At 75.1% G+C, this 25,586-nt stretch carries 25 protein-coding genes and 1 riboswitch; of the genes, 14 read left to right on the plus strand and 11 right to left on the minus strand.

Translation table 11 applies throughout. The annotated features are described in order from the left end of the window. The first annotated feature begins 11 nt into the window (after positions 1 to 11). Positions 12 to 722, plus strand: coding sequence for a response regulator transcription factor (locus tag ACWIX3_RS07440; RefSeq protein ID WP_448611435.1), 711 nt, complete (start codon positions 12 to 14; stop codon positions 720 to 722). On the opposite strand, the gene ACWIX3_RS07445 is transcribed toward ACWIX3_RS07440, so the two are convergent. Next, on the minus strand, positions 686 to 1,117 hold the full coding sequence (locus ACWIX3_RS07445; RefSeq protein WP_448611436.1) for a hypothetical protein: 432 nt from the start codon (positions 1,115 to 1,117) through the stop codon (positions 686 to 688). The genes ACWIX3_RS07440 and ACWIX3_RS07445 overlap by 37 nt on opposite strands. Before the next feature lie 195 nt (positions 1,118 to 1,312). Between ACWIX3_RS07445 and ACWIX3_RS07450 the strand changes: the two genes are divergently transcribed. Next, complete coding sequence (locus ACWIX3_RS07450) at positions 1,313 to 1,522, plus strand: dodecin (protein ID WP_448611437.1); 210 nt, start codon at positions 1,313 to 1,315, stop codon at positions 1,520 to 1,522. A 108-nt stretch (positions 1,523 to 1,630) separates the two neighbouring features. Here ACWIX3_RS07450 and ACWIX3_RS07455 read toward each other — a convergent pair whose 3' ends face one another. Next, positions 1,631 to 2,041, minus strand: a complete 411-nt coding sequence (locus tag ACWIX3_RS07455) for a DUF5313 family protein (protein ID WP_448611438.1) — start codon at positions 2,039 to 2,041, stop codon at positions 1,631 to 1,633. A 91-nt stretch (positions 2,042 to 2,132) separates the two neighbouring features. On the opposite strand from ACWIX3_RS07455, the gene ACWIX3_RS07460 reads away from it, so the two are divergent. The 6 genes from ACWIX3_RS07460 (at position 2,133) to ACWIX3_RS07485 (ending at position 9,738) form a co-directional block, all read left to right on the plus strand. Further along, on the plus strand, positions 2,133 to 2,564 hold the full coding sequence (locus ACWIX3_RS07460) for a CBS domain-containing protein (protein ID WP_448611439.1): 432 nt from the start codon (positions 2,133 to 2,135) through the stop codon (positions 2,562 to 2,564). Between the two features lie 59 nt (positions 2,565 to 2,623). Continuing rightward, positions 2,624 to 3,541 (plus strand): EamA family transporter RarD, encoded by a 918-nt coding sequence (gene rarD / locus ACWIX3_RS07465; protein ID WP_448611440.1) that lies wholly within the window; start codon positions 2,624 to 2,626, stop codon positions 3,539 to 3,541. Positions 3,542 to 3,615: 74 nt separating this feature from the next. After that, a complete protein-coding gene (locus ACWIX3_RS07470; protein ID WP_448611441.1) occupies positions 3,616 to 3,984 on the plus strand; it encodes a DUF3263 domain-containing protein in 369 nt (122 codons plus the stop codon). A gap of 695 nt (positions 3,985 to 4,679) precedes the next feature. Then, complete coding sequence (locus ACWIX3_RS07475; RefSeq protein ID WP_448611442.1) at positions 4,680 to 5,891, plus strand: LytR C-terminal domain-containing protein; 1,212 nt, start codon at positions 4,680 to 4,682, stop codon at positions 5,889 to 5,891. A gap of 86 nt (positions 5,892 to 5,977) precedes the next feature. Next, the gene (locus ACWIX3_RS07480; protein WP_448611443.1) at positions 5,978 to 8,866 is read left to right on the plus strand and encodes an alpha/beta fold hydrolase; all 2,889 of its coding nucleotides are present in this window, start codon (positions 5,978 to 5,980) and stop codon (positions 8,864 to 8,866) included. Then, on the plus strand, positions 8,863 to 9,738 hold the full coding sequence (locus tag ACWIX3_RS07485) for an ABC transporter permease (RefSeq protein ID WP_448611444.1): 876 nt from the start codon (positions 8,863 to 8,865) through the stop codon (positions 9,736 to 9,738). The genes ACWIX3_RS07480 and ACWIX3_RS07485 overlap by 4 nt, the downstream gene beginning before the upstream one ends. A 45-nt stretch (positions 9,739 to 9,783) precedes the next feature. On the opposite strand, the gene ACWIX3_RS07490 is transcribed toward ACWIX3_RS07485, so the two are convergent. Next, positions 9,784 to 10,455 (minus strand): RibD family protein, encoded by a 672-nt coding sequence (locus tag ACWIX3_RS07490; RefSeq protein ID WP_448611445.1) that lies wholly within the window; start codon positions 10,453 to 10,455, stop codon positions 9,784 to 9,786. A gap of 12 nt (positions 10,456 to 10,467) precedes the next feature. Beyond that, positions 10,468 to 11,289 carry an HAD family hydrolase gene (locus tag ACWIX3_RS07495; RefSeq protein WP_448611446.1) on the minus strand — a complete coding sequence of 274 codons (822 nt, stop codon included), beginning with the start codon at positions 11,287 to 11,289 and terminating at the stop codon, positions 10,468 to 10,470. A gap of 60 nt (positions 11,290 to 11,349) precedes the next feature. Beyond that, positions 11,350 to 11,479, plus strand: a riboswitch (SAM riboswitch). Positions 11,480 to 11,491: 12 nt separating this feature from the next. Between ACWIX3_RS07495 and thrC the strand changes: the two genes are divergently transcribed. The 4 genes from thrC (at position 11,492) to groL (ending at position 16,175) form a co-directional block, all read left to right on the plus strand. Further along, positions 11,492 to 12,793, plus strand: coding sequence for a threonine synthase (gene thrC / locus ACWIX3_RS07500; protein WP_448611447.1), 1,302 nt, complete (start codon positions 11,492 to 11,494; stop codon positions 12,791 to 12,793). 208 nt (positions 12,794 to 13,001) lie between these two features. Beyond that, positions 13,002 to 13,202: a cold-shock protein gene (locus ACWIX3_RS07505; RefSeq protein ID WP_091109274.1), complete on the plus strand. Its 201-nt coding sequence runs from the start codon at positions 13,002 to 13,004 to the stop codon at positions 13,200 to 13,202. Between the two features lie 235 nt (positions 13,203 to 13,437). Next, entirely contained in the window at positions 13,438 to 14,331 is an 894-nt protein-coding gene (locus tag ACWIX3_RS07510; protein WP_448611448.1) for an SDR family NAD(P)-dependent oxidoreductase, read from the plus strand. Between the two features lie 215 nt (positions 14,332 to 14,546). Then, a complete protein-coding gene (gene groL, locus ACWIX3_RS07515; protein WP_448611449.1) occupies positions 14,547 to 16,175 on the plus strand; it encodes a chaperonin GroEL in 1,629 nt (542 codons plus the stop codon). A gap of 150 nt (positions 16,176 to 16,325) precedes the next feature. On the opposite strand, the gene ACWIX3_RS07520 is transcribed toward groL, so the two are convergent. From ACWIX3_RS07520 to ACWIX3_RS07530, 3 genes are all read right to left on the minus strand, one after another. Further along, positions 16,326 to 16,700, minus strand: a complete 375-nt coding sequence (locus ACWIX3_RS07520; protein ID WP_448611450.1) for a VOC family protein — start codon at positions 16,698 to 16,700, stop codon at positions 16,326 to 16,328. Beyond that, positions 16,693 to 18,102 carry a glucose-6-phosphate dehydrogenase gene (locus ACWIX3_RS07525; protein ID WP_448611451.1) on the minus strand — a complete coding sequence of 470 codons (1,410 nt, stop codon included), beginning with the start codon at positions 18,100 to 18,102 and terminating at the stop codon, positions 16,693 to 16,695. Before ACWIX3_RS07525 ends, ACWIX3_RS07520 begins: the two co-directional genes overlap by 8 nt. Positions 18,103 to 18,236: 134 nt before the next feature. Continuing rightward, positions 18,237 to 20,000, minus strand: a complete 1,764-nt coding sequence (locus tag ACWIX3_RS07530; protein ID WP_448611452.1) for a fibronectin type III domain-containing protein — start codon at positions 19,998 to 20,000, stop codon at positions 18,237 to 18,239. A 312-nt stretch (positions 20,001 to 20,312) separates the two neighbouring features. Between ACWIX3_RS07530 and ACWIX3_RS07535 the strand changes: the two genes are divergently transcribed. Continuing rightward, a complete protein-coding gene (locus tag ACWIX3_RS07535; RefSeq protein WP_448611453.1) occupies positions 20,313 to 21,152 on the plus strand; it encodes a DUF72 domain-containing protein in 840 nt (279 codons plus the stop codon). A 4-nt stretch (positions 21,153 to 21,156) separates the two neighbouring features. Here the strand turns inward: ACWIX3_RS07535 and ACWIX3_RS07540 are convergent, their stop codons facing one another. Then, a complete protein-coding gene (locus ACWIX3_RS07540; protein ID WP_448611454.1) occupies positions 21,157 to 22,002 on the minus strand; it encodes a hypothetical protein in 846 nt (281 codons plus the stop codon). A gap of 103 nt (positions 22,003 to 22,105) precedes the next feature. Then, positions 22,106 to 23,104 (minus strand): Gfo/Idh/MocA family protein, encoded by a 999-nt coding sequence (locus tag ACWIX3_RS07545; RefSeq protein ID WP_448611455.1) that lies wholly within the window; start codon positions 23,102 to 23,104, stop codon positions 22,106 to 22,108. 35 nt (positions 23,105 to 23,139) lie between these two features. On the opposite strand from ACWIX3_RS07545, the gene ACWIX3_RS07550 reads away from it, so the two are divergent. Next, on the plus strand, positions 23,140 to 23,418 hold the full coding sequence (locus ACWIX3_RS07550) for a DUF4031 domain-containing protein (protein WP_448611456.1): 279 nt from the start codon (positions 23,140 to 23,142) through the stop codon (positions 23,416 to 23,418). Here ACWIX3_RS07550 and ACWIX3_RS07555 read toward each other — a convergent pair. Both ACWIX3_RS07555 and ACWIX3_RS07560 read right to left on the minus strand, forming a co-directional pair. Next, the gene (locus ACWIX3_RS07555; protein WP_448611457.1) at positions 23,387 to 24,016 is read right to left on the minus strand and encodes an HD domain-containing protein; all 630 of its coding nucleotides are present in this window, start codon (positions 24,014 to 24,016) and stop codon (positions 23,387 to 23,389) included. The genes ACWIX3_RS07550 and ACWIX3_RS07555 overlap by 32 nt on opposite strands. Further along, the gene (locus ACWIX3_RS07560) at positions 24,013 to 25,284 is read right to left on the minus strand and encodes an ArgE/DapE family deacylase (protein WP_448611458.1); all 1,272 of its coding nucleotides are present in this window, start codon (positions 25,282 to 25,284) and stop codon (positions 24,013 to 24,015) included. Before ACWIX3_RS07560 ends, ACWIX3_RS07555 begins: the two co-directional genes overlap by 4 nt. Positions 25,285 to 25,586: the final 302 nt, after the last annotated feature.

Genomic DNA, 25,586 nt, shown 5'->3' on the forward strand with positions numbered 1-25,586 from the left:
AGCATGCCCGCATGGCCGGTCGGGTCCTGCTGGTCGAGGACGACACGTCGATCGGCGAGGCGCTCGTGTCGAGCCTGCGCAGCCACGCCTACGACGTCTCCTGGGAGCGGACCGGTTCCGGGGGCCTGGCCTGGGCCGCGGCCGGCCCGGTCGACCTCGTCCTGCTCGACCTGGGCCTGCCCGACCTCGACGGGGTGGAGGTGTGCCGGCAGCTGCGGGCCTCCCAGCCGGGGTGCGTGCTGGTGATGCTGACGGCGCGCTCGGCGGAGATGGACGTCGTCGTCGGGCTCGAGGCGGGCGCCGACGACTACCTGGTCAAGCCGATCCGGCTGGCCGAGCTGCACGCCCGCATCCGCGCCCATCTGCGCCGCGGCGGCAACGTGACGACGGGGCCCGCCGTCCGCACAGTGGGTGACCTGGTGGTCGACGTCGCCCGGCACCGGGTCACGGTCGCCGGTGGCGAGCTGCACCTGCGGCCCAAGGAGTTCGACCTGCTCGCGCGGCTGGTCGCCCAGCCCGAGGTGGCGCACAGCCGGGAACAGCTGATGGCCGACGTCTGGGACGAGAACTGGTTCGGCTCGACGAAGACCCTCGACGTCCACGTCGCGGCGCTGCGGCGCAAGCTGCAGGAGGGCACCCTCCCCGGGTGCCGGGTCCCGCAGATCGTCACCGTGCGCGGGCACGGCTACCGGCTGGAGCTGGCGGCCCCCGGAGACCGATAGCCGGCGGCCGGCAGCCCGAGGACGCCCGCCGCGGCCGGTGTCAGTGCCCAGGTGACGGACCGGGAGACGGTCCCGTCACCGATGTCCGGCACCTCCGCGTCGGTCAGGCGCTCGGCGCTGACCGGCCCGCTGGTCAGGACGGCGTGCACCGTGCTGATCACCGTGTCGAGGTAGCGGTGCGGGTGCGGGGTGTCCCGGGTCACGGAGACCTCGACGGTGAACAGCTCGCTCCCGGCCGGGGCGCCGGGGCGATCGTCGGCCGCCCAGCTCGGGACCAGCGCGGACGCCGCCGGCGCCTCCGCCCACTGCGACGCGGCGGCGTGGTTCAGCAGCAGGCCCACCAGCAGCGGGTCGCGGGTGAGGAGACCACCGACCACGAGGTGCAGATCCGTCATCGCCGTCCTACCGCGGGTGTCCGAGGGCGGGAAGGAGCGCTCCCGACGTTAGACGGTGGCCGGCCAGCGCGGGACCAGGCCCAGGTAAGGAGTCGGTAAAGCCCGTCCCGTGGTGGGGCGGGCGGCACGCCACTAGCGTGAGCGCCCGGCCGGCGGCGAGACGACGGCGCCGGGACCCAGCCCAGGAGGCGGCCCGTGTCCGACCACGTGTACCGGTTGAGCGAGATCGTCGGCAGCAGCCACACCAGCGTCGACGACGCCATCCGCACCGCGATCCGCAAGGCCGCGCAGACCGTGCGGCACATCGAGTGGTTCGAGACCAGGGAGATCCGCGGCCAGGTGGTCGACGGCGACGTCAGCTACTTCCAGGTCCGCCTGTCCATCGGCTTCCGCGTCGAGGACTGAGAGAGGACCCCCTGCAGGACCCCGCCGCGAGCCGGGTGGCCTGCTGGAACGGCCACCCTCCAGGGGCTCCGCGCCGAGCCCGCGAGACGCGGGGAGAGGGTGGTCCTCTCAGTCGAAGCTGCCCGCGCCGTCCCGCCGGTAGGGGGAGTTGCGTTCGAGCTGCTGCCGTTCGCTGCGCTCGGCCCGCAGCCGCGCCGCGGTGCCCGGCGGGTAGCCGGCCTTGGCGACCCGGTGCTCGGTGGTCTCCACCATGAACGCCAGCGAGAAGATCAGGCCCATGAGCAGCCCGCCGGCGGCGGCGGAGAGCCGGTAGACCAGTGGCACGGGGACGACGGCGACGCACAGCACCAGGACCGGCAGCAGCTGCACCACCGCCCGCGTCAGGTGTCGGCGCACCCAGCCGGGTTCGGTCGTGTCGGCCAGCACCCACGGTGAGAGCTCCCGCGGCAGCCGGCCGCCCAGCGCGTAGCGCACCCACTGCAGCGGCGTGGGCCGGCTCGTGTCGGTACGGGTTCGCACGGAGACGACGGTAGGCCGGTCCGGGCGTTGCCGGGGGCCTGTGAGCCGGAGCACACTCACCCCGCGCGTCCCCACGGCGAGGAGGTCCGGCATGCACATCAGTCAGCTGCTCCGCCGCAAGGGAGCCGACGTCGCCACCGTCGACGCGACCGCCAGCGTCCGCACCGCCCTGGCGCTGCTCGCCGAGCACGGCGTCGGTGCCCTGGTGGTCTCCGCCGACGGGCGCCGCGTCGACGGGATCGTCTCCGAGCGGGACGTCGTCCGGGCGCTGCACCAGCGCGGTGCGGAGCTGCTGGCCGACCCCGTCTCCAGCGTGATGACCGCGCAGGTGCACACCTGCGTGCCGGCCTCCGGCGTCGAGGAGCTGGCCCGCACGATGACCGAGCACCGGGTGCGGCACGTGCCCGTCGTCGAGCACGGCGCGCTGGTCGGCATCGTGTCCATCGGCGACGTCGTCAAGGCCCGGCTCGACGAGCTGGAGGAGGAGCGCGCCCAGCTGGTCGACTACATCCAGACCGGCTGAGAGGGGACCCCGCACAGGCCGGGGACGCCGAGGAGGGAGCCAGGCGTAGCGTGCCGTGGGTGGAGGAGCGGCGCGCCGGGATCGCCTCCGGACTGGCCGCCTACGGCCTCTGGGGGCTGTTCCCGCTGTACTTCCCCCTGCTGGAGCCGGCCGGGGGGCTGGAGATCGTGGCACACCGGGTCATCTGGTCGCTGCTCTTCGTCGCCGTCCTGCTGACCGCCGTGCGCGGCTGGCCGCAGGTGCGCACGACCCTGACCGACCGCCGCTCACTGGTGGTGCTGTCCGGTGCCGCGGTCCTCATCGCCGCCAACTGGCTGGTCTTCGTCTACGCCGTCAACTCCGGGCACGTGGTCGAGACCTCGCTCGGCTACTTCATCAACCCGCTGGTCAGCGTGCTGCTCGGCGTCGTGGTGTTCGCGGAGCGGCTGCGCCGGCTGCAGTGGGTGGCCGTCGGCATCGCCGCCGTCGCGGTGGGCGTGCTGACCGTCGACTACGGCCGCCCGCCGTGGATCGCCTTGACGCTGGCCGGCAGCTTCGCCCTCTACGGGCTGATGAAGAAGCTGGTGCGCGTCGCGGCGGCCCCGGGGCTGTTCGTGGAGACGGCGCTGGTCGTCGTCCCGGCGGTGGTGGTGCTCGCCGTGTTGCACGCGCAGGGGGAGGGGACGGCGGGCAACGGCGGGACCGGCCACCTGCTGCTGCTGCTCAGCTCGGGTGTGGCGACGGCGGTCCCGCTGCTGCTGTTCGCCGGCGCGACCCGGCGCATCCCGTTGTCCACGGTGGGCCTGCTCCAGTACGTCACGCCGCTGATGCAGCTGGCGATCGGCGTCTTCGTCTACCACGAGCCCATGCCGCCGGCCCGGCTGGCCGGCTTCGTCATCGTGTGGGTCGCCCTGGCCGTCTTCACCGCCGACAGCCTGCGCAGCGCCCGTGCCGGGGCCCGCCGGCGGACGGCGGAGGCCGCGCCCGCACCGGTCTGAGTCGGCGGGGTCCGGCGGCCCCGGGATGTCGGTGGGCGGGACTACCGTCGGAGGCGTTCCGAAGGAGGATCCCCGTGTCTGCCGAACCAGCTCCCGCGGTCTCCCCGCCGGGGGGCGAGGTGCCTCTTCCCCCGGCGGCCGACCCGACTCCTGCACCCGTCCCCGACACACCCGTCCGGCCCGGCGGCCTGACTCCCCGCGAGCACGACATGCTCGCGTTCGAGCGGCAGTGGTGGCGCCGTCCCGGTGCCAAGGAGACGGCTATCCGTGACCGCTTCGGCCTGGCCCCGACCCGCTACTACCAGGTGCTGAACGCCCTGGTCGACCGGCCGGCGGCACTGGAGGCCGACCCGCTGCTGGTGCGGCGGCTGCGCCGGCTGCGCGCCGCGCGCGGACAGCGGCGATCGTCTCAGTTCCTGGGCAACGGGAGCCGCAGCATCTAGATTTGGTCACCGTGGGCAGGCACGCCGCGTCAGGCGGTGACGAAACTGACCGGGGGAGTACCCCCGTCCCGCACGGACGTCGCCGCACCGACGGCCCGCACGGCGCGCCTCCGGTCGTGCGTGAGCTGAGCGACCAACCGACGGCCCCCAACCGCAGCCGCGCCGACCGCAGGCGTGACGGGCTGTTGGACGCGGGGGAGGACCCAGGCCGCCGCCGTCCACCGCAGGGCCGTCCGGTGCCGCCGGCCGCTGTCCCGCCCCGGGCTGCCGCACCTGTCCGCCCCGCCGTCCCGGCCTCACCGCGCGGCAGCACCGCCGCCCGGCCCGGCAGCCCGACCGCCGGGCCTGCTCGCGTCGCCTCGCCTTCTCCGGGGGCTGCTCGCGCCGCCACCCCGTCCGCGGGGGCCGTCCGCGCTGCGGCCGCTCCCGTCCGGCCGGTGCCCGTCCCGGTCGCCGGTGCGGTCCGCTCCGCACCGTCGGCCGATCGCGCCGCGCCCGCCACCGGGCGCCCTGCTCCGTCCGCGGGGCGCGCTGCTCCGTCCGCGGGGCGCGCTGCTCCGTCCGCGGGGCGCGCTGCTCCGTCCGCGGGGCGCGCTGCTCCGTCCGCGGGGCGCGCTGCTCCCTCCACCGGCCGTCGCCCCCGCCCGACCCCGGCGGGCGACCGGCGCCCCGCGGAGCCCGCACCGCAGACCCGCATGCGCCTGCCGGTGCCGGCGTCCGCCGCCGCCGCGCCGGCTGCACCCGCCGCGCCGGCCGCCCTCCGCACCACCGTCGCCCCGTTCCAGGCGGTGCCCACCCCCGACGCCGGTGACGAGCCGGCACCGGCTCCCGCTGACCGGCCCGCCGAGACGCCGCGCCGCCGCGCCGCGGACCGGGTGCGCCCGTGGGCGGCCGACGCCGCCCCGGCCGGCACGGCGTCGCCGACCGGCCGCCCGGTCGCGGCAGAGCCCGACGACCAGCCCGCCTGGTCCTCCGGCCCCCCTCCGGCCGCCGCGCCGTCCTCCGGCGCTGCCCGTGGCTACCGCGACTGGACCAGCCCCTCCCGGACCCGCGACGAGTTCCCATCCGCGCCGCCGGCCACCGAGGCGATCCCCGACCGCACGCCCGCCGGCTCCTCCCGCGCGGCCGCGCCGGCGACCGAGGCGATCCCCGACCGCACGCCCGCCCACGACGACGACCACGACGACCGGTACGCGGGGAACGACCGGTACGACGACGAGGGCGGGTACGAGGACGAGGACCGGTACGAGGACGGGGACCGTCGCGGGCCGGAGACCGGCAGCTCCACCGGCGTCGTCGGGGGCCGCGCCGCCTTCCGCGCGGAGCGCCAGGCCGCCGAGGCCGAACGGTTGCGCGCCATCCGCGCGGCCCGCCAGGAGGAGGGCAGCTCCGGCGTGCGCCGCGTCGCGGTGGGCCTGCTGGCCGTCGCCGTGATCGCCCTCGTGGTGCTCGGCGTCTACTCCTTCACCTCGTCGGAGGCGCAGGAGGCCGCGCGGACCACGGGCCCCGAGCCCAGCCCGACGGCGCCGGCCCCGGCCGCGCCGAGCTCGGCCCTCCCGCCGCTGGACGTGCAGCCGCTGCCGCCGGTCGACGCCGCGCCCGCCGCGCAGGTCCGCGCGCCCGTGACGGTGCTCAATGCCACGGGCGTCTCCGGGCTGGCGGCAGACGTCGCCGCCGAGCTGACCTCCGGGGGCTGGGAGTCCGCGGGCGTCGCCGAGTACGACGGCGCCGACGTCGCGACGACGACCGTCTACTACACCGACGGCGACGAGGCGCAGTACGACGCCGCCATCCAGCTCGTCCAGCAGTTCCCGCAGATCAGTGGTCCCGCGCTGCGCTTCTTCGAGGTCCCGGACGTCGAGGCGCCCGGGCTCGTGGTCGTGACCACCGGCGAGTGGCTGCCCTGACCGCAGGCCGCCCCGCGCCGCGCCGTTCCCGGAACCAGTGGGGGCGGCCGTCCGTTGGCGGCTCCGTGCGTCCCGTTCGCGGGCCCGTGCGTCCCCGCCCGCGCCCCGGCGCCCGCGCGACGTCGGCCGCCCTGCTCCTGCTCCTCACCCTGGCGGTGGCCGGCCTGCTGCCCGCCGCCCCGGCCGCGGCGGCCGAGGACGTCGCCACCGAGGAGGCGCGGGTCCCCGTCGGCGCCGGTCCCGACGCCGCCGAGCTCGACACCACGCTGTACCTGCCCGCCTCGGCGACCGCCGACGACCCGGCGCCGGCGGTCGTGCTCGCCCACGGCTTCGGCGGTAGCAAGGAGTCGGTTGCCGACGACGCCCGCGACCTGGCCGGCCGCGGCTACGTCGTCCAGACCTACTCGGCCCGCGGCTTCGGGTCGAGCACCGGCCGGATCGGGCTCAACGACCCGCGCTCCGAGGTGGCCGACCTCTCCGCGCTGCTGGATCGGCTCGCCGCGCGCGACGACGTCCTGCTCGACGGCGACGGCGACCCGCGCGTCGGCGTCGCCGGGGCGTCCTACGGTGGGGCGCTGGCCCTGCTCGGCGCCGGCTACGACGACCGCATCGACGCGATCGCCCCGCAGATCACCTGGAACTCCCTGACCGCCGCGCTCTTCCCCTCGCAGGTGGGCCAGCCGGCTCCCGACACCGTCGCGGCCACCCCTCAGGCGCAGGAGGCGGGCGTCTACAAGCGGCTGTGGTCGGGACTGTTCTTCGGTGTCGGGTCGGCCCCCGCCGGCGGCCTGCTGGGCGCGCTCGGCGGCGGGGACGGCGACGGTGACGGGGCCGCCGCGGCCGACGGCCGGCCCGCGGGCCTGCCCGCCGACCTCGGTGCGATCGACCCGGCGTCGGTGGACCCGCAAGCGGTCGAGCAGCTGCTGACCTGCGGCCGCTTCACCGCCGAGGTGTGTGCGGCCTACCAGTCCGCTGCGTCCACCGGCACGCTCACCCCCGGGATCGCCGCCGTGCTCGACCGCGGCAGCCCGGCCACGGTGCTCGACCGGATCGACGCGCCCACCCTGCTGGTGCAGGGCACCCAGGACTCGCTGTTCGGCCTCGGCCAGGCCGACGCCAACGCCCGCGGGATCGCCGCCGACGGCACCCCGGTGAAGGTCGTCTGGTACGCCGGGGGTCACGACTCCCAGGCCTCCGAGCGCACCACCGAGGAGCTGCGCGAGCAGGTCGCCGGCTGGTTCGACTGGCACCTGCGGGACGGGGGCGAGGACCCGGGCACCGGCTTCGAGTTCCCCGCCCCGACCGGCGTGGCCGCGACCGTCGGCACCGTGCAGGGCGGCAACCGCACCGTGACCGCACCGGCGTACCCGGGCCTGGCCGGCACCGAGCCCGCGCAGCGCGAGGCGATCGCGGTCGACGGTCCGCTGCAGCCGGTCGTCACGCCCGCCGGGGGGACGCCGGCCGCGATCACCGTCGTCCCGGGGCTGGGCTCGCTGGCCTCGGCGCTGTCCGGGACGTCGTTCGAGATCCCCGGCCAGTTCGCCGCCTTCGAGAGCGAGCCGCTGAACGGGGCGGTGGAGGTGGTCGGGGCCTCGACGATCGACCTCGCCGTCGCGGCGCCCGGTGGCTCGGCCACCCTCTTCGCCAAGCTCTACGACGTCGCCCCCGACGGGACGGCGACCCTGCCGGCGGGCCTGGTCGCGCCGCTGTCGCTCAGCGGCCTGTCCGCCGACCCGACCGCGCCGACCCGGGTGAGCGTGACGCTGCCGGGGATCGTGCACCGCTTCGAGGCCGGGCACACGATGCGGGTGGTGGTCTCCTCGACCGACCAGGCCTTCGCGCTGCCGACCGAGGCGGCCGTCTACTCCGTCGCGCTGGCCGAGGGCGGGGACGCCGCCGCGCTCGCCGTCCCGGAGGTCGACGGGCGCACCGAGGCCGCAGGTGGCAGCTCCCGCTGGTGGGTGCTGCTCGGGGTGCTGGTGGCGCTGGGCCTGCTCGGCTGGCTCGCCGCGCTCCTCTGGGGACGACGGCGCCGCCGGCGGGTCTCGGTGGTCGAGCCCGACGGCGAGCAGGTGCCGCTCCGCTTCACCGGCGTCTCCAAGGCCTACAAGGACGGCTTCGTCGCCGTCCGGGACCTCTCCTTCGAGGTGCGCCGCGGCCAGGTCCTCGGCCTGCTCGGCCCCAACGGGGCGGGCAAGACGACGTCGCTGCGCATGCTGATGGGGCTGATCCGACCGACCGACGGGCGGATCACCGTCTTCGGCCACGAGATCCGCCCGGGCGCGCCGGTGCTGTCGCGGCTGGGGTCGTTCGTCGAGGGCACCGGTCTGCAGCCGCACCTGTCCGGCCGGGACAACCTGCGGCTGTACTGGGCCGCCACGGGCCGCCCCGCCCAGGACGCGCACATGGAGGAGGCGATCGAGGTCGCCGGTCTCGGTGCCGCCATCGACCGGCCGGTGCGCCGCTACAGCCAGGGCATGCGCCAGCGGGTCGCGATCGCCCAGGCGATGCTCGGCCTGCCCGACCTGCTCGTCCTCGACGAACCGACCAACGGGCTCGACCCGCCCCAGATCCACGCGATGCGCGAGGTGCTGCGCTCCTACGCCGCGACCGGCCGGACGGTGATCGTCTCCAGCCACCTGCTCAGCGAGATCGAGCAGACCTGCAGCCACGTCGTCGTCATGGCCAAGGGGCAGAAGATCGCCCAGGGCACGGTGGAGGAGCTTGTCGGGACCGGCGGGTCGGTGCTGGTCGGGCTGGCCGACGACGCCGACGCCGACCGGGCGGCCGCCGTCCTCACCGGGCTGCCCGGGGTCACGGTGGAGCGCACCGACGAGGGGCTGGTGGCCGACCTCGACGGCACCGGTCGCGTCCGGGCGCTGCAGGTGCTGGTGGCCGCCGGCATCGCGGTGGACGCGTTCACGCCGCGCCGCCGACTGGAGGACGCGTTCCTGGCACTGGTGGGGGAGTCATGAGTTCCGCGACCCAGCACGTGCAGCCGACCGGGGCGGTCGCCGGCTACCGGCCCGAGCGCACCCTGCGGTTGTCGGTCGAGCTGCGGCGGCAGTTCAAGCGCCGGCGCACCCTCGGCGTCCTGGTGCTCATGGTCGCGCTGCCGCTCATCCTCATCGCCGCGCTGCAGCTGGGCGGCACCGAGGAGGCCGAGGAGAACAGCCGCATCAACCTCGTCGACGTCGCCACGTCCAGCGGGCTGAACTTCACGCTGTTCGTGCTGTTCGCGACGACCAGCTTCTTCCTGGTCGTCGTCTACGCCCTGTTCTTCGGCGACACGGTGGCCAGCGAGGCCCAGTGGGGGTCGCTGCGCTACACGCTGGCCACCCCGGTGCCTCGGATGCGGCTGCTCCGGCAGAAGTGGCTGGCTGCCCTGGTGCTGGCGGTGGGCGCGCTGCTCACCCTCGTGCTCACCGCGCTGCTCGCCGGCGGCATCGCGTTCGGCTTCGACGACGTTCAGACGCCGGTCGGCGTCACCCTGGGCCAGGGGGAGGGGATGCTCCGGCTGGCCGGGATGGTCGGCTACCTCGCCGTCCACCTGCTCGTCGTCGGCACGCTGGCGTTCTGGCTGTCCACCGTGACCGACGCGCCGCTGGCCGCGGTGGGCGGGGCGGTCTTCACGATGTTCGTCTTCGCGATCCTCGACCAGGTCGAGCAGCTGGGATCGATCCGCGACTACTTCCCGACCGCGGAGGAGTTCGCCTGGACCGACCTGCTGCAGACCCCCGTCGACTCCGGCGACCTGTTCCGCGGCGTCATCCAGTCCCTGGTCTACGCGGCGGTGTTCACCGCGCTGGGGTTCCGCCACTTCTCCCGACGTGACGTCACCAGCTGAGGTGCCGGAGTGCCACGGCGCCGGGAACGGGTCCGTAGCGCTCCGCTACCGGCGCTCGTAGCGGAGCCAGACGTGGCCGTCGCGCAGCTGCTCGACCGAGGTCAGCCGCATCAGGGTCGCTTCCCGGTCGGTGGCGGCCGCGACGGGCCGGGCGCTGCCGTCGCCGCTGCCGGCCACGACCGGCGCGACGATCGTGCTGACGCGGTCGACGAGACCAGCCGCCAACAGGGCCCCGTTCAGCGATCCCCCGGCGTCGACACGGACGTCGGCGACCCCGTAGCGGTCGGCCAGGACCGTGAGTGCGACCGCGAGGTCGACCCGTGCCGCCCCCAGCACCAGGTGCTCCACCCCCGCCCGCTGCAGTCGCTCCAGGTGGCCTGCGGGGGTCGTCTCCGAGCACAGGACCAGGACGTCGCGCCAGAAGGATCGGCGGCGCAGCCAGTCGAGGCGGGAGACCCGGCCGGCGCTGTCCACGATGACCAGCCAGGGCAGCGACGCATCGGTCGGCGGTGAACCGGTCCCGCGTGCTCCGTCGACTCCTGAGAGGTCGATGCCCTCCGCGGCGGCGGCCGCCAGCAGGGTGCCGCTGCCGGTGAGCACGGCCTGTTGCGGCAGCCGGGCCGCGGTCTCGTAGTAGAGCCCCACGTCAGGAGCGAAGCCGTCGAGGCGGCCGTCGAGGCTGGTCAGGTTGTGCAACGTGACCCGGGGACGTGGCACGGCGACCGCCACCTACAGCGACGCGCGGACGGCCTGGGCCCAGCCCTCACCCATGGGAGCGTCGGTCACCCTCACGTTGGGGACGGCGGCCAGCAAGTCGGCCATGCCGTCGACGGTGGCCCCGTTCGCGGTGATCCACAGCCGGTCGACCGCGGGCGCCATCTCCAGGTCGCTGACGCTGTCGCCGATCGCCACCGCGTCCGCCGGGGTCAGCCCGCGCCGCTCGAGGTCCCAGGCGATGGCCGCGCCCTTGGAGATGCCGCGCGGCATCAGGTGGTAGACCCGCGGCGGCAGGGCCTCGGGCGCCAGCGTCATCCGCGACGTCGCCGGGATCGCGCCGTTGTCCTTGAGCGTCAACCAGCCCGCGCCCCGCTCGGCCAACTCGGCGTCCACGGCCAGCGGGTCGACGCGGCCGCGCAGCAGCGCGTCGGTGAGGTGCGTGGCGTGCCAGGGCGCGTGCCACTCGAGCCGACCGGGGTGGCGGGCCAGCAGGTCCTCGACGACGCCCAGCTCGGCCATGACCTCCATCGGCGTCCGGCCGGCGTACTCGTCGGGCAGCGCGCCGGTCAGCCGGTGCACGCCGCGGCCGCCGTCCCAGCTGACCACCGAGCCCAGCTCGGCGATGGCGCCGTCGGCGGCGAAGATGCGCGCGGCCTCCACCACCTGCTCGAAGGTGCGCCCGCTGACCAGCACCAGGGCCACGCCGGCGCGGTGCAGGTCGTGCAGCGCGGCGGCCGGGTCGGCGGTCAGGTCGCGGCCCTCGGTGTGCCAGAACGAGCCGCGGGGGCCGACCATCGTGCCGTCGAGGTCGGTGTAGACGACGCGCGTGCTCACCGGTCCATCCTGGCCCGGCCCACTGCGACGCCCGCGACGTGGGTAGAGTCCTGGGCGTTCCACTCATCCAGAGGGGCAGAGGGACACGGCCCGACGAAGCCCCGGCAACCGCCGCCCGCGCGTCCGCGCAGCGGAAGGGTGCCAATTCCGTCCCGCGCGGCTCGACGGCCCGACGCGGGGAAGATGAGGAGGTAGTCGTCGCATGACCCTGACCGCTCCCGGTTCTCTGCAGGCCGACTCCAGCGCGGGCGGCCCCGTCCCGCCGTCCCCGGCCCGCGGGCTCGTCTGCCGCAACTGCGGCGCCACCTTCGGCCTGGTCGCCGAGCACGCCTGTGCCGAGTGCTTCGGCCCGCTGGAGGTCGACTACGACCCCGAGCTGATGCGGGCGGTCACCCGCGAGCAGATCGAGTCCGGGCCGCAGAACATCTGGCGCTACGCCGCGCTGCTGCCGGTGGGCCAGGACCCGGCCGACCGCGTCTCGCTCGACCCGGGCCTGACCCCGCTGGTGCGCGCCGACCGGCTCGCGGCCGATCTCGGGATCACCGGTGGGCTGTGGGTCAAGGACGACTCGGCCAACCCCACGCACTCCTTCAAGGACCGGGTCGTCAGCCTCGCCGCCACCGCGGCCAAGGGGCTGGGCTACCGCAAGATCGCGGCGGCCTCCACCGGCAACCTGGCCAACTCCGTGGCCGCGCACGCCGCGCGCGTGGGCATCCGGTCGTTCGTGTTCATCCCCAGCGACCTGGAGCCGGGCAAGGTCGTGCAGTCCGCGGTCTACGGCCAGACGCTGGTGGCCGTCGACGGCTCCTACGACGACGTCAACCGGCTGACCAGCGAGCTCGCCGAGACCGACGAGTTCGAGGACACCGCCTTCGTCAACCAGAACGTCCGGCCCTACTACGCCGAGGGCTCCAAGACGATGGGCTACGAGATCGCCGAGCAGCTGGGCTGGCGGATCCCGGCCCAGGTCGTCATCCCGATGGCGTCGGGCTCGCTGCTCACCAAGGTCGACAAGGCCTTCCGCGAGCTCACCGCCGCCGGCATCGTCGAGGCCACCGAGTGGACGATCTTCGGAGCCCAGTCGGCCGGCTGCGACCCGATCGCCACCGCCTTCGACAACGGCTGGGACGTCGTCAAGCCGGTCAAGCCCACCGGCATCGCCAAGTCGCTGAACATCGGCAACCCCGCCGACGGCCCCTACGCCCTCGACGCCATCCGGCGCACCGGCGGCGCCGTCGGCCGGGTGGACGACGCCCAGATCGTGCAGGGCATCCGCGACCTGGCCCGCACCACCGGCGTCTTCGCCGAGACCGCGGGCGGCGTCACCACCGCGGTGCTGCGCCAGCTGGTCGAGGACGGCCGGCTGGACCCGGCGAGGGAGACCGTCATCCTCAACACCGGCGAGGGGCTGAAGACCCTCGACCCGCTGGAGCCGGTCGTGGGGCCCACCCACCGGGTGTCGCCGTCGCTGTCCTCGGCCCGGGCGGCCGGCCTCATCGGGTGATCGGCGGGGTGGGCGCGATCCCGGGTTCGGGGGGCGCCGTCCCCCGAACCGGTGCGGCACGTGCGTGAGCCTGGTCTCACCTGGCGTTTTGTGCTGTACGTTCTCCGGCGGTTCGGTTCCACGTTCGTGATCGACGGGCGGAAGAGCTCGACCCGGTCTCCCCGGTCGGTGGGGAGGCCGTCCGCACGCACGAAACGTGGGAGCACACGTGGCACAGGGCACCGTGAAGTGGTTCAACGCCGAGAAGGGCTTCGGCTTCATCGCCGTCGACGGCGGCCAGGACGTCTTCGTCCACTACTCGGCCATCCAGATGGACGGCTACAAGAGCCTCGACGAGGGCCAGCGGGTCACCTTCGAGGTCGTCCAGGGCGAGAAGGGCCCCCAGGCCGACGCCGTGCGCACCGCCTGACCCGAGCTCGCCGGAGGCCCGGTCCCCTCGTGGGGCCGGGCCTCCGTCGTGTCCGGGGACGGCCGGGTGACGCCTCGTCGCGCCCGGTGACCGGGCGGCTCGCCACGCCGCCGACCGGCCCGTGGCTGCTGGTGCCGACGAGCGCGCGGGGCGGGAGGACGTGGCCCTCGCGCCGGGTGCGCGGGAGGCTCCCCTGCGAGGCGCCCGGCAGCAGTGGGCGGGACGAGGAGGGGCCATGTCGCGTGTCGCGATCGTCACCGGTGGCGCGTCCGGGATCGGACGGGCGCTCGGGACGGCGCTGGTGCGGCGCGGTGACCTGGTCGTCCTCGCCGACGTGGACGGCGAGGCGGCGGCCGAGGTCGCGGCGGGCCTGGGCGCGGAGGGACCGGGCGCGGCCACGGCGGTCGCCGTCGACGTGCGCGACGCCGAGGCCGTCACCGCCCTGGTCGGCCAGGCCGCGGAGCGGCACGGCCGGCTTGACCTGCTGTTCAACAACGCCGGCCTCGGCATGGGCGGGGCGGCGGAGGAACTCGCGCCGGCGCACTGGGACCGGGCCATCGACGTCAACCTGCGCGGTGTGGTGCACGGCGTGCAGGCCGCCTACCCCCTGATGCTGCGGCAGGGGCACGGCCACATCGTCAACACCGCGTCGCTGGCCGGCCTGCTCCCGGCACCCGGGTCCGCCCCCTACGCGACGACGAAGTGGGGGGTGGTCGGGCTGTCCCTGAGCCTCCGTGCGGAGGGCGCTGCGCGGGGGGTCCGGGTCAGCGTGGTCTGCCCCGGCGGTGTCGACACCCCGATCCTCGACAAGGGGCTGCCGGCCGACCTGCCGCGGGTGCCCAGCGTCGAGGGGATCGACGCCCGGGCGGTGGTCACCCGCTTCAGCGGTGGGCGGCTGTACAGCGCCGAGGCCCTGGCTGCCGACGTCCTCCGCGGGGTGGACCGCAACCGGGCGCTCATCGTGGCGCCGCGGCAGGCGCGGGTGATGTGGCGGCTCATGCGCCTGTCCCCGTCGCTCGTCCTGCGCGCCACGGCCGCCATGGTCGGGCGCGAGGCGCAGCGGGCCGGGGTCGGCGGCCCGTCGGTGACGCCGACCGCCGAGGTGTCGCCGGAACGCCGAGCCCGCTGACCTCCCCGGAACACCCGGGCGCCCGGCCCCCGTTCTTGCACTCGGCAGGGGCGAGTGCCAGACTCGGGTTGGCACTCGACAGTGCCGAGTGCCAATCAGGTCGGAACGGTGAGGCACTGGTGTGCGGGCCGACGGAGCGCCCGCGCCGCCGGTGTCGTCCGTCGCGGGCGCCGGTCCCGGCCGTGCAGCGATCCATGCATGGAGGACATCACCACATGGCCAAGATGATCGCCTTCGAGGAAGAGGCGCGCCGCGGCCTCGAGCGGGGCATGAACACCCTCGCCGACGCCGTCAAGGTGACCCTCGGTCCGAAGGGCCGCAACGTCGTCCTCGAGAAGAAGTGGGGCGCTCCCACCATCACCAACGATGGTGTGAGCATCGCCAAGGAGATCGAGCTCGAGGACCCGTGGGAGAAGATCGGCGCCGAGCTCGTCAAGGAGGTCGCGAAGAAGACCGACGACGTCGCTGGTGACGGCACCACCACCGCCACCGTGCTGGCCCAGGCGCTCGTCCGCGAGGGTCTGCGCAACGTCGCCGCCGGCGCCAACCCGATGGCCCTGAAGAAGGGCATCGAGAAGGCCGTCGAGTCGGTCACCGAGTACCTCCTCTCGACCGCCAAGGACGTCGAGACCAAGGAGCAGATCGCCGCCACCGCGTCGATCTCCGCCGCCGACACCGCCATCGGTGAGCTCATCGCCGAGGCGATGGACAAGGTCGGCAAGGAAGGCGTCATCACCGTCGAGGAGAGCAACACCTTCGGCCTCGAGCTCGAGCTCACCGAGGGCATGCGCTTCGACAAGGGCTACATCTCGCCCTACTTCGTCACCGACGCCGAGCGCATGGAGGCCGTCCTCGACGACCCGTACGTGCTCGTCGTGAACAGCAAGATCAGCTCGGTGAAGGACCTGCTCCCGCTGCTGGAGAAGGTCATGCAGTCGGGCAAGCCGCTGGCGATCATCGCCGAGGACGTCGAGGGCGAGGCCCTGGCGACCCTGGTGGTCAACAAGATCCGCGGCACCTTCAAGTCGGTCGCGGTCAAGGCCCCCGGCTTCGGTGACCGCCGCAAGGCCATGCTCGCCGACATCGCCATCCTCACCGGTGGCCAGGTCATCAGCGAGGAGGTCGGCCTCAAGCTCGACACCGCCGACGTCTCCCTGCTGGGCCGTGCCCGCAAGGTCGTCGTCACCAAGGACGAGACGACGATCGTCGAGGGCGCCGGGGACAGCGACCAGATCGCCGGCCGGGTGAACCAGATCCGCGCCGAGATCGAGAAGTCGGACTCCGACTACGACCGCGAGAAGCTGCAGGAGCGCCTGGCCAAGCTGGCCGGTGGCGTCGCCGTCATCAAGGCCGGCGCCGCGACCGAGGTCGAGCTCAAGGAGCGCAAGCACCGCATCGAGGACGCGGTGCGCAACGCCAAGGCCGCCGTCGAGGAGGGCATCGTCGCCGGCGGTGGCGTCGCCCTGGCGCAGGCCACCACCGTCGCGTTCGAGAAGCTCGAGCTCGAGGGCGACGAGGCGACCGGTGCCAACATCGTGCGCGTCGCGCTCGAGGCGCCGCTGAAGCAGATCGCCATCAACGCCGGCCTCGAGGGCGGCGTCGTGGCGGAGAAGGTCCGCAACTCGGAGACCGGTCAGGGCCTCAACGCCGCGACCGGCGAGTACGTGGACCTGGTGGCCAGCGGGATCATCGACCCCGCCAAGGTGACCCGCTCGGCGCTGCAGAACGCCGCCTCCATCGCGGCGCTCTTCCTCACCACCGAGGCCGTCATCGCCGACAAGCCCGAGAAGGCCGCCCCGGCCATGCCGGGCGCCGACGGCGGCATGGGCGGCATGGACTTCTGAGTCCAGCTCCCTCGCACCACCAGCACTGCCCGGCAGGGGCGGTCCCGCACTCGCGGGGCCGCCCCTGTCGGCGTTCCCGGGCACCGCCGGACGGCGAGATCGCCGATCTCGCGGGGACACGGGTCCGCCGGCGATCTCGACGGAGGGACCTCACTCCTCCGGCGCGAAGCAGCAGAACTCGTTGCCCTCCGGGTCGGCCAGCACGTCCCAGCCGATCTCGGCGTCGCGGGCGCGCAGCAGCGTCGCACCGGCCGCCTGCAGCGCCGTGGAGTCGCCGACGACGTCCAGGTGCACCCGGTTCTTCACCGTCTTCGGCTCGACCACCGGGTTGACCCAGATCAGCGGGCCGGCGCCGGTCGGGTCCTCGATCGGCACCGGCCACCCGGGCTCCCGCGGCTCGGCCGAGGGACGGCGGACGTAGCCGAGGGCGGCGCACCACCAGTCGGCCATCGCCTGGTGGTCGCGGGCGTCGAGGCAGAGGTCCTTGAAGCGGGCGGCGCCCGGACGGGCGCCTTCCTCAGTCACGGCGTCCGTCGCCCAGCAGCCAGCCGCACGGCTCGGCCAGCGCCTCGGCCTCCTCCGGGCCCCAGGAGCCCGGCGCGTAGCGGTGCACCTGCGGCGGCCGCTCCTGCAGCGGCGCGAACGCCCGCCACGCGTGCGCCAGGCCCTCGCTGCTGGTGAACAGCGAGCGGTCGCCGACGAGCACGTCGTGCAGCAGGGACACGTAGGGCGGCAGCGGCGTCCCCCCGGGGACGTCGGCCAGCTGCAGCGAGGCCGTCGCGGTGGCGAGGGAGAGGTCGGGGCCCGGCTCCTTGGCGACCACCTGCAGGTCCACCGCGCCGGACCCGGACAACGACAGGGACAGCACGTTGCCGTGGCCGGGGACGTCGGTGACCGGCCCGTCGGGACGGCGCAGCAGCAGGCTGACCCGCTCCTCGCTGGCGGCCATCCGCTTGCCGGTCCGCAGCACGAACGGGACGCCGTGCCAGCGGTCGGTGTCCACCCAGAGCCGGGCGGCGACGTAGGTGTCGGTCCGCGAGTCGTCGGCCACGCCCTCGATGTCGAGGTAGCCGTCGAACTGGCCCAGCACGACCTCGTCGGGGTCCAGCGGCCGGAAGGCGGCGAGCACGCTCTCCCGGGCGTCCTGCAGGTCGGCGGCCGAGAAGTCGGCCGGCGGCTCCATCGCCACCTCGGCGGCCACCTGGAACAGGTGGGTGACCAGCATGTCGAGGGCGGCGCCGGTGGCGTCGTAGAACTCCGCGCGTTGGGCGACGTCGAGGTCCTCCGGGACGTCGATCTGCACCTGCGCCACGTGGTCGCGGTGCCACACGTGCTCGAACAGGCCGTTCGCGAAGCGCAGCACGTGCAGGTCCTGGGTGCCCTCCTTGCCCAGGAAGTGGTCGATCCGGAAGACCTGCTCCTCGTCGAGCACGGAGAGCACCAGGTCGTCGAGTTCGCGGAAGCTCTCCGGGGAGGTCCCGTAGGGCTTCTCGTAGACCACCCGGGCGCCCTCGGTCAGCCCGTGCTGCGGCAGCGCCCGGGTCAGCTTCTCGAAGGCCGACGGGGGGACGGCGAGGTAGTGCACCAGCTGCGGGTCGCCGCCGAGCTCCTCGCGCGCCTCGCCGAGGACGTCGAGCATGCTGCCGGGGTCGGACTCGTCGAAGCCGCCGCCGGCGAAGCGCAGCCGCGCGGCGAACTCGTCCCACGGACCCTGGTCGGGGTGCGGCCCGAACTCGGTGAGCGCGTCGCGCACCCGCTCGGCGAAGTCCTCGTGGGACACGTCGCCGCGGCCGTTGCCGACCAGCCGCCAGTCGTCGGGCAGCAGGCCCTCCTGTGCGAGCTGGAAGAACGCCGGCAGCACCATGCGACGGGCCAGGTCGCCCGTGGCGCCGAAGAGGACGAAGAGGGTCGGGGGGAGGTCGGTCACGCGGGTCCTGTGCCCGCGCGGCGGCAGGGTCACGCGTGCACACCGAGGGCCCGCCCCCGCGAGACGGGAACGGGCCCTCGGTGTTCAGGGTGTGTCAGGGCCCGGGTGCTGCCCCGACGGGTGTGCCGGCCGGATCAGCGCGTCCGCGTCATCGCGGCGACCGTGCTGGCGCCCGAGTCCGAGGTCACGTTGAAGCGGTTGTTGGTCGGCAGCACCGGACCGGTCCGGAGGTCGACCGACCAGGTGCCGTCGGCCAGGACCGGGACGTTGAGCTGGACGACCGCACCGGAGCCCGCGACGTCGCCGATCCGGACGTGCACCCGGTTGGCGGTGGTGTCCTGGGCGGTGCCCGAGATGCGGTACTCCCGCTTGTCGGCGCGGTACTGGGCCCGGCTGACGGTCACGACGTCGCCCGGCTTGACGACCGCGTTGACGCCCGTGGCCGTGGTGCTGCCGGTGCGCTGGGTCCCGGCGAGGGCGAACACCGAGACGGTGTAGTCGACGCCGTTGGCCAGGCCGGTGACCGTGCCCGAGGTGGCCGTGGCCGGGGCCTGCGCCGTCACCGGGGTGGCGGTGCTGCCGGCCGCCGGCGTGGCCACGATCTCGTAGCCGGTGACCGGGCTGGTGGCGTTGCCCGGCTGGGCCGCCGTCCACTCGGCCGTGACCGACTCGTGGCCGCCCAGGACGCGGGTGAGGGACGGAGCCGTCGGGGGCGCCGCGACCGGTTCGGTCGGGGTCTCGCCGGTGCCGCCCCCGCCGGTGCCGCCGCCCGTGCCGCCACCGGTGGTGTCGGGGTTGGTCGGGTCGGTCGCCGGGGTGATGCTGCCGTCGGCGTTGAGCGTGCCGAGTGCCACGACGGGGCTCCACTGGCCGTTGTTGGCCTCGAGGATGAGCCCGTAGGCCTGCCCCTCGACCAGACCGTGGATGGTCGCGGAGTTCGTGCCCTCGTTGGCGCCCTGGCGGACGGCGATCTCCTGGCCGGTGATCCCGTCGACGACGGCCACCCGGTACTGGGTGATCGGGTTGGCGTCCGCCGGCTGGGCCGGGGTGGTCCAGGACAGCGTGACGTCCGTGCCGCTCCGGCCGGCGTCGACGCTCGTGGGCGGCACCGGGGCCTGCGAGGCCGGGCCGGCCGGGCAGCCACCGAAGCCGGGGCCGTCGGTCTCGCCGAACTCGTACAGGGAGTTGCCGAGGGCCAGCTCGCCCGCGTCCTGCATCCAGGAGGTGACCACGTGCTCGCCGTCGAGCACGCGCTCGGCGTCGGCGGCGGAGTACATGCCGAAGGTGACCGAGAAGGCGCCGTTCTCGGCGCTGCCCGTGACCTCGTAGCCGGGGCCGCCGTTGGGCTCGGCCGGGTCGGCCACCGGGGTCCAGCCGATGGCCCGCTCACCGATGAGGGTGGGCGGCGTGCTGGGGTCGGGACGGCGCATCTCCGGGTTGACGACCTCGACGACGAAGCGCGAGAGGTCGAACCGCGTGCCGAAGTCGTCGCCGTAGGTGCCGCTGATGGTCACCGTGCCCTCGACGTCGCCCTCCGCCGCCGTCGCGGCGAAGTCGCTGTGCTCGACCTTCGTGATCCTGGCCGAGCTGACGTACGCGCCGTCGGTGAAGGCGGTCTCGCTGAACCGCACCTCGACGAGGTCGCCGCCCTGGATGTTCGGCGTCACGCCGGTCCAGCAGGAGCCGCCCGGGTGGTTGAACTCCAGGAAGCCGGTCGCGTCGACGACGCCCTCGCCGATGCCGATCTGCTGCCCGTTGCGCGAGACGGTGACGGTCGCCGTCTCACCCGCCTGGTCGGTGTAGCCCTCGAGGGCCACCATGTCGCGCTTGGGGAAGATCTCGATGTTGCCCGGGCCCAGCGGCGGGTTGCCCGCCTGGGCGATCCCCCCGAGGGTCACCGCAGCGCCGGTCACCGTGATGGCGGCAAGGCCGCCGGCGATCAGCCGCTTGGGGGATCGGGACGCTCGCGACGCGGGGGGGACCACAGCCCTGTGCCCACCCCCGCGACCGCCGTGCTGGGTCGGTCGTGTCCTGGTCATCGCCTACTCCGCGGTCGCGCCGGGCCCACACCACCGTGGGCCGGTCTCGTGGGGGTCACAGTCGTCGTGCCGCGGCGCGCCCGGCAGCCGAGCGGAGGGGGAGTGGCTCCCCCCAATCCGGGGGCGCGGCGGGGTCGCGTCGGCAGGCGCCGGGCGGGGTAGGCCGCTGCCGTGGCGGTGGTCATCGGGACGTCGGGCTGGCAGTACCGCGACTGGCGCGGCCGCTTCTACCCGCAGCGGCTGCCGCAGCGGCTGTGGCTGGAGCACCACGCGGAGCACTTCGCCACCGTCGAGAGCAACAACGCCTTCTACCGGCTCCCCGAGCGGACCACCTTCCAGGCGTGGCGGGAGCGCACGCCCGCCGACTACCGCTGGGCGGTCAAGGCCAGCCGGTTCCTCACCCACGTCAAGCGGCTGCGCGACCCCGAGGAGCCGGTCGCCCGGCTGGTGGAGCGGGTGGCGGGTCTCGGCGACCGGCTCGACGCAGTCCTGCTGCAACTGCCCCCCACGTTGAAGGCCGACGCCGGTCTGCTGCGCGAGTGCCTCGCGCAGTTCCCGGCCGGCATCCGCGTCGCGGTGGAGCCGCGGCACGACTCCTGGTGGACCGACGAGGTCCGTGCGCTGCTCGAGCGCTACGGCGCGGCGCTGTGCTGGGCCGACCGGGCCGAGCAGCCGGTCGCGCCGCTGTGGCGCACCGCCGACTGGGGCTACCTGCGCCTGCACACCGGGGACGAGGGCTGGCCCTACCGGCCGGAGACGCTGCAGGCATGGGCCGAGCGGCTGTCGGAGACCTACGGCGACTCCGACGTCCTCGTCTACTTCAACAACGACCCCGGCGGCGCGGCCGTCACCGACGCCGTGGTCTTCGCCGAGGCGGTCCGCCGCACGGGCCGGACGCCGACCCGCGTGCCCACCCCCGACCAGGCCGCCGGACGGGCCTGGGCGCCCCCGGAGACGCCGCAGGCCGGGACGCCGCTCGCGGGAGCGGGCCCCGGCCTGCCGGAGGGGTGAGGGGTCAGTCGTCGTCCGAGCCGCGGCCCCGGTCGTCGGAGCTGCGCTCGGCCTCGCGCTCGGCTGCCTCGCGGGCCCGCTCCTCGGCCTCCTCGGCGGCCTCGCGAGCCTCCTTCTCGGCCTGCTCGGCGGCCTCGCGAGCCTCCTTCTCGGCCTGCTCGGCGGCCTTGCGCGCCTCCTTCTCGGCCTGCTCGGCGGCCTTGCGCGCCTCCTTCTCGGCCTGCTCGGCGGCCTTGCGCTCCTCGCGCTCGGTCTCCCGGGCCTGCTTCTCGGTCTCCCGGGCCTGCTTCTCGGCCGCACGGGCCTGCTCGTCGGACGCGCGCTGGGCCTCGCGGGCCTCCTTGTCGGCGTCGTGGGCGGCCTCGCGGGCGTCCTTCTCGGCCTCGCGGGCGGCCTCGCGGGCCTCCCGCGCCGGGGTCTCGGAGTCGTCGGTCCCGGCCGCGTCGTCGGCGCCGTCCGCGGAGTCGGTGCCCGAGTCGTCGGCCCCCGCGGCGTCGTCCAGGGAGTCGGTGCCGGAGTCGTCGATCCCGTCGGCCCCGCCGGTGTCGCCGGTGCCGGCGTCGTCGGGGGAGCCGGCGCCCGGGTCGTCGGTGCCAGGGACGTCGCCCGGACCGCCGGTACCGGACCCGCCGGTGTCGACGGTGTCGTCGGCCGAGTCCGGCAGGTCGAACGGGGAGACGGTCTGCACGGCGCCGGCGACGACGTCCTGCACCGGCGCCGGCAGGGCGCCGGCGGCTCCGGCACCGGTCACGCCGGCGACGGCGATGCCCAGGCCGGCCACGGCCTGGCTGACGGTGGAGGCGGCAGCCACCTTGGCAGTGAGCGCGGTGAGGGCTTCGACGAGGAACACGCGGGACTCCGGGCACGTCGGGGATGACCGGCCGGGCAGCCGGTCGACGTGACCATCGGCACACCGGGCGGCGCCTTGAGGCAATCCACCCGGATGGGTGCAGTCACCCCAGGACGTGCGGGTCCTCGCGGAACGCCACACCGAGCTGGTCGGCGGCCCGGCCGAGCACCGACTGGACGGCGAGGGTGTCGGCCGGCGGCATCACGGCACTCTCGGTCCGCCCGGCCCGCAGGCACTCGGTCACCTCGGCGAGCTCGTGGCTGTAGCCGGTGCCCGACGGCTCCAGCGTGATCTCCTCGGGATCGGCGCCGGCGCGGTGCAGCACGATGGTGCGCGGGTGGTGGAAGCGGGGCAGGACGTCGATCCAGCCGGTGGTGCCGAACACCCGGGCCTGCCCGGGCGTGGGGTACCGCAGCGAGGTCGTCAGGGTGGCCGACCGGCCGTCGGCGTACCCCAGCAGCAGCGCGGCCTCGGCGTCGACACCCGTGGGGAACAGCGAGCCGGTCGCGGTGACGGTGTCCGGGTCGCCGAGGACCATCTGCGCGAACGAGACGACGTAGACGCCGAGGTCGAGCAGCGCACCGCCGCCGAGGTCGTGTGCGAAGAGCCGGTCGGCCGGGTCGTACTCGCGCGCGACGCCCAGGTCGGCCTGCACCGACCGGACCTCGCCGATCGCGCCCTCGGCCACCAGCTCCCGCAGCCGCACGACCGCCGGCTGGAAGCGGGTCCACATCGCCTCCATGACGAAGACGCCGCGTTCCCGGGCCCGCTCGACCACCTCGCGCGCGCCCGCGGTGGTGGCGGTGAAGGCCTTCTCGACCAGCAGCGCCTTGCCCGAGTCGATCGCGGCGAGGGCGAGCGCGTGGTGCTGGGCGTGCGGCGTGGCCAGGTAGAGGACGTCGACGTCCGGGTCGGCCAGCAGGTCGGCGTAGGAGCCGTGCGCCCGCTCGAGCCCGTGCCGTTCGGCGAAGGCGGCCGCCCGCTGCGCCGACCGGGAGCCGACCGCGACCGGCCGGGCGCCGGGCACGTGCGCGAAGTCGGCGATCACGTTCTCGGCGATGCGGCCCGGCCCGACGATGCCCCAGCGGATGTCCTCGCTCACCGGCAGGACGCTAGTGGGACCGGCAGACTGTCGCCGTGGCGGTGCTGATCGACCCCCCGGTGTGGCCCTGGCGCGGGCGGCGCTGGTCGCACCTGGTCAGCGACGTCTCCTACGACGAGCTGCACGCCTTCGTCGCCACGGAGCTCGGCATCCCGCGGCGGGCGTTCCAGGGTGACCACTACGACGTCCCCGACCAGCTCTACGAGGTGGCGGTGGCCGCCGGCGCCGTGCCGGTCGGCGGGCGGGAGCTGCTCGCCCGGCTGATGGGCGCGGGCCTGCGGCTCAAGAAGAGGCGCGCCCCCTCAGCAGGCTGAGCTCGGCGGCGAGGTTCGCCCGCGCCCGCGGCGTCCACTCGCCGGCGACGGCCGGCAGCCGGTACAGCGCCGGCAACGCCAGCAGGTGCTCCAGGACGGCGGTGCGCCCGGCGGTGAACTCGGCGTCGGAGAGGTGGCCGTACTCCTCCCGGACGGCCGAGGCGTAGGCGGCGTAGGCCTCGGGCGGTCCGGCGAGCACCGCGAGGTCGGCGTCGCAGAGCACGGCGCCGTCCGCGTCGTCCGGCGCCGGGTCGTGCCCGGCGGTGAGCAGCACCAGCCGGGCCACCTCCTCCACCCGCTCCGGCGGCACCAGCCCGCGCAGGCCCGCCCGCGCCCGCTCGGCGCTGACCTGCTCGTTGTCGTCGCGACGGGGGTCGTAGACGACGTCGTGGTACCAGGCGGCCAGCCGCACCGCGTCGGGATCGTCAGCGGCGGCGGCCAGCTCCCCGACCAGCCCCAGGACGGCGGCCAGGTGCCGGAGGTCGTGGTAGCGGCGGTGCGGCTCGCCCCACGCGGCGACGACGGCGGCCCACTCGGTGCGGGAGGTGGGGGAGTCGCCGGCCAGCTCCGCCCACGCCTCGAAGCCGACGAGGGTCATGCCACTCCGCAGGTGCGCAGGATCAGCAGCGCGAGCGCGCGGGCCGCGGTGACCAGTTCGTCGATGGGCACCCGCTCCAGCGGCCCGTGGGCCAGGTGCAGGTCGCCGGGGCCGTAGTGCAGCGTGGGCACTCCCGCCGCTGCGTAGAGGCGCAGGTCGCTGCCGGCCGGGATGGCCCGCTCGGGCGGGACCCCGGCGCCGGTGTCGGCGACCGCGCGCTGGACCGCGGGCAGCAGCGGGTGCCCGGCGGGCAGCGAGCCGCTGGCGAAGGCGCCGCCGGTCCAGGTCAGGCGCACCGGGTGCTCGGCCAGCCACGGGTCGGCGGCACAGATCCCGGCCAGCCGCTGCTCGAGCGACGTCCTCGCGGCGGCGACGTCCTCGCCGAGCCGCACTCCGTAGCGGCCGTCGGCGACCAGCCGGTCGGGCACCGAGCTGGCCCAGTCCCCGGCCTGCACCCGCCCGATGTTGATGCCGTGGGGGAAGGGGGTGCCGCCGAAGCGCGGGTCGGCGCCCTGCTGGCGCTCGGCCTCGAACGCGTGCAGTCCGGCGTGCACCCGCTCGAACAGCTCGACCGCGCTGACCCCTCGGTCGCGGTGGGCGGCGTGCGCAGCGCGGCCGGTCACCTCCAGGCGGAAGGTGAGCGCGCCGGCGTTGGCGGTGACCACCGCGCCGGCGGTCGGCTCGGGGATGACGCACACGTCGCCACGGTGTCCGCGCCGCAGGGTCGCCCACGCGCCGAGGCCGCCGTCCTCCTCGCCGACGACGGCGTGCACCGCGACCGGCCGGGCCAGCCGCACCCCCGCCGTCCGGACCGCGGCCAGCGCGGCGAGGGCGGCCACCACCCCGCCCTTCATGTCGCAGGACCCGCGGCCGTGCACCGCGCCGTCGGCGACGCGCGGGTCGAACGGGTGGCCCGGCCACAGGGCGCGGTCCCCGGGCGGGACGACGTCGGTGTGGCCGGAGAGGACGAGCGCCGGTGTCCCCTCCCCGGCTGCCGGGGCGGTTCCGACGACGCCCCAGGCCTCGGTGCGCTCGACCTCCTGGCCGGGCGCGTCCGGCGCCGTGGCCGCCTCGGCGAGGTCGATCGGCCAGCGGTCGACGGCGCAGCCGAGCTCCTCCAGCCAGTCGCCGACCAGGTGCTGGACCTCGGACTCCGCGGCCGTGCCGCCGACCGAGGGCACGGCCACCAGGTCGCGCAGCCGGGAGACCGCCCAGGCCTCGTCGACGGCGGACAGCACGCGCGCCTCGACGGCGGTCAGATCGGCCACGGGCGGAGTCTGGCACGGCCTCCGGAGGGGCCGAAGTCACCCGCCCCGGCCCGTGTGACCGGGCACCGGCGGGGGTAGCGTCGGAGGTGTCCGGGCCGGGTGCATCGTGCCCCCGGGTGCCATTTGGTTACGCCTTCACGGACTACCGCCCCGACTCCGGTCGGGGGCCTGGAGCCGCGTTGTGCATCTCGCCGCGAGGCGGCCGTCGCCCGGTCCGGACCCCGTACAGCTTCGGCGTGCCGTCGTGCCGCCACCCCCTTACGGTCGATGCCGTCCAGCAAACCGGCGATCGGTGGGGTTCC

This window comes from Geodermatophilus sp. URMC 60 (assembly GCF_053502585.1).